This window comes from Paracoccus sp. SY, from assembly GCF_002901215.1.
Taxonomy (GTDB): Bacteria; Pseudomonadota; Alphaproteobacteria; order Rhodobacterales; family Rhodobacteraceae; genus Paracoccus; species Paracoccus acridae.
The window spans coordinates 1-2,666 of record NZ_NWMQ01000117.1 but is presented as its reverse complement, the minus strand read 5'-3'; the positions used below and the strand labels follow the sequence as shown (position 1 = coordinate 2,666).

The 2,666-nt window shown below is 60.8% G+C and carries 4 protein-coding genes; 1 reads left to right on the top strand and 3 read right to left on the bottom strand.

What is annotated here, in order from left to right; all coding sequences use genetic code 11:
* Window positions 1–371: 371 nt before the first annotated feature.
* From CK944_RS21925 to CK944_RS21915, 3 genes are all read right to left on the bottom strand, one after another.
* The gene (locus tag CK944_RS21925; RefSeq protein WP_103175153.1) at window positions 372–872 is read right to left on the bottom strand and encodes a lysozyme inhibitor LprI family protein; all 501 of its coding nucleotides are present in this window, start codon (window positions 870–872) and stop codon (window positions 372–374) included.
* 694 nt (window positions 873–1,566) lie between these two features.
* A complete protein-coding gene (locus CK944_RS21920) occupies window positions 1,567–1,944 on the bottom strand; it encodes an antibiotic biosynthesis monooxygenase (protein ID WP_103175152.1) in 378 nt (125 codons plus the stop codon).
* Window positions 1,941–2,264, bottom strand: coding sequence for an NIPSNAP family protein (locus CK944_RS21915; protein WP_103175151.1), 324 nt, complete (start codon window positions 2,262–2,264; stop codon window positions 1,941–1,943). Before CK944_RS21915 ends, CK944_RS21920 begins: the two co-directional genes overlap by 4 nt.
* Before the next feature lie 70 nt (window positions 2,265–2,334).
* Here CK944_RS21915 and CK944_RS21910 point away from each other — a divergent pair.
* Window positions 2,335–2,666 (top strand): helix-turn-helix transcriptional regulator (locus CK944_RS21910; protein WP_146038760.1); only part of this gene is annotated, 332 nt, incomplete at its 3' end.

Sequence of the window (2,666 nt, the reverse complement as noted above, 5' to 3'; positions counted from 1 at the left end):
CATGACCGGCGAGATTGTTGCCGACCTTGCAACGGGAAAGTCCCTGAAGACCGACATCACTCCTTTCCTNAATCGGTTCGGCCGCGGGTGAGCCAAGTGCATTGTAAGCACATGCTTAAGCCCAAATATCCGGTCTAGATGGAGGATAGTTCAATGCGACTTCCATTGCGGTTCGCTTGGCGTGCTGAGTGGTTTGGGTTCCGGGCTTCTCCGTAAGTCGTCGAGCCCTTCTTTTCCGTCAGGAAGCTTGGCATAGATCCGTTGCGTGGAGAGACTTTGTGTTCCGTGCCAGACGCATTACTCTGGGGCAGGGCGTGGAGGTTTCTGGGTAGGCGCTGCGGCTCATACCGTCCCAGCTATCGGGTGAAACCTCATGTCTGCTCTTGGTGGTAGGCCATCAGCAAAATCACCTGCCGGGCGGTTTCGTTCAGTTTGCACCCGACCTCGGCCACCGGACCGCCGCTCTTGGTGATCCGCTCATATTCACATCGGGCATCCCGGAAAGTGATCCAGCCGCGCTCCATCGTGACCAGGGCCTCCGCACCTTGGGCACCGCGTTCCTCTTCGACAGCCTTCAGCTCGTCATAGGTCTCGGTCAGCCGCGTTTCCCAGACCTGCCACTCGGCGTCGAGACAGTTCAGCTGCCGGTCCACCGGATCGACCTCGCCATGTTCCGCCTCGGCATAGGCAAGGCAGCTTTCCTGACCGACCCCGGCACAATCCAGTTGTCCGCCCATCGTTGAGGCGTCGGCCAGACATTGGTCGATCAGCGCAGGATCGAGACCCGAACTGTCGCCCGCCCAGGAGGGCGGCGCCAGCCATAGGGTCGCTGGTAGAGCAAGCGCGATGCGCAATGGCGTGAGAGCCAGCATGATCAATCCTCCATCACGACAGTCATCCTGATGCAACGGTTTGCTGCACCTTGGCGGTTCCCGATTGACGCTACTGCTCTCGCGTCCAAACCCTCTGCCCGGGACGGGAAGGCGAGCCATCCGGACCAATCCCTGTGCAAGCTGCTCACTGGTCAGCCGCTCCCTAGTTAAGGGGATGCGGAAGGAGAACTCCTTTGGCACGGTAGGGGAGGTATTCTGGTGAAGAAGAGTTGCTTCCCTGAGGCTTAGATCATGGCATGTTGCCCCATGTTGAAGGCAGCATACTTCAACAAGTGAGAGCTTATTTCCTGAAGCAAGAATGAAGAAGAACCACGAATATCAGTCCCAACCTCGCGGGAGCGGAGCCGCGCTTTTCCGCTGCGACTGAAACCATAGCCGAACTGCGCACGCTTTATGACGCGGCCGACGATACCTGTCGCGTTCCGGCAATCAGGACGTTGAGGTGGTCGTGGCCTGCGTGTCAAAGGCAGCAACCAAAGTTCTGAAAGGATATTGCGTCGTGTTAGCTCACAGGCGCCGGTCACCACCACTTGGCCTGGTTTTACGCCGCCGCATGGCCGGATATCGCACGGCCGTTGACAGAGAAGGACCCCTCCACAGCTTGATCCAGGGGAAGATTTGAACCCGATGACAGGTTATCCAAACACCAGAGCTATATGCCGTTACTTGATGCCTATGTTTGCGCGGCGTTGGGGGATTGCCTGCCCTCGGCATGGATCAGGCGGCTGTCGGCTGGTGCCTCATCTCTGGAGGTCATGCCGTAATCGCGAACGACAGCGGCGATGCGCAGGCGATAGTCGGCAAACACGTGATCCCGCCCGGCAGCCTGCACCCGGCGGTGCTCGGGCAGATTACGCCATTGCGCAATGGCTGCCTCGTCGTGCCAGAAGGACAGGGACAGCACCTTGCCCGGTGTGGTCAGGCTCTGAAACCGCTCGATGGCTATGAACCCGTCGATGTCAGCCAGCAGGGGCCGCAACTTGGCGGCAAGCTCCAGATATTCCTCCTGGGCTTCGCCAGGCACCCAAGCCTCGAAGATGACGGCGATCATGCGCGCTCACCATGGGGTGCCGAGGCCAGTCTGACAAACAGCCGGTCCTCGCGGCGGATGAAGCCCTCGCGCCGGGCGAAGTCATAATTCTGCCGACCCAGGGGATCAGCAGCAAGCTTTGCGCGATAGGTCTCGTATTCGGCCAGGGACGGCAGCGAGTAGATGCCATAGGCGGTGCTTGCCGAGCCTTCGTGCGGGGCGAAGTATCCGACCAGATCAGCGCCGCAGCGGGGAATGCACTGGCCCCAGGTCCGGGCGTATTGGTCAAACAGCTCGCGCCGGTTCGGGTCGATGTCATAGGTGATGATGCAGGTGATCATGGCTCCCCCTTCATGCTGTCCTTCCTGCTAACCGATTGCCGTCGCGGGATGGTTCGATTAGCGTCGAACCATGAGGGAAGGTCCCGAGATTGCCCGCATCGCCGCCCTGGTTGCCGATCCTGTCCGCAGCGCCATGCTGCTGGCCCTGATGGACGGGCGCGCCCTGACCGCAACCGAGCTGGCAAGTGTTGGCGGGATCACCAAGCAGACCGCCAGCAGCCATCTGGCCAAGCTGGTCGAGAGCGAGGTCCTGGTCGCCGAAGCGCAGGGGCGGCACCGCTACTTCCGGCTGGCGGGTTCCCATGTGGCTGCGCTTCTGGAAGCGCTGATGGTCTTCTCCAGCGATGCCGCTCCCCCACTCCGCACAGGTCCCAAGGACCTCTCCCTCCGCAAGGCACGGAT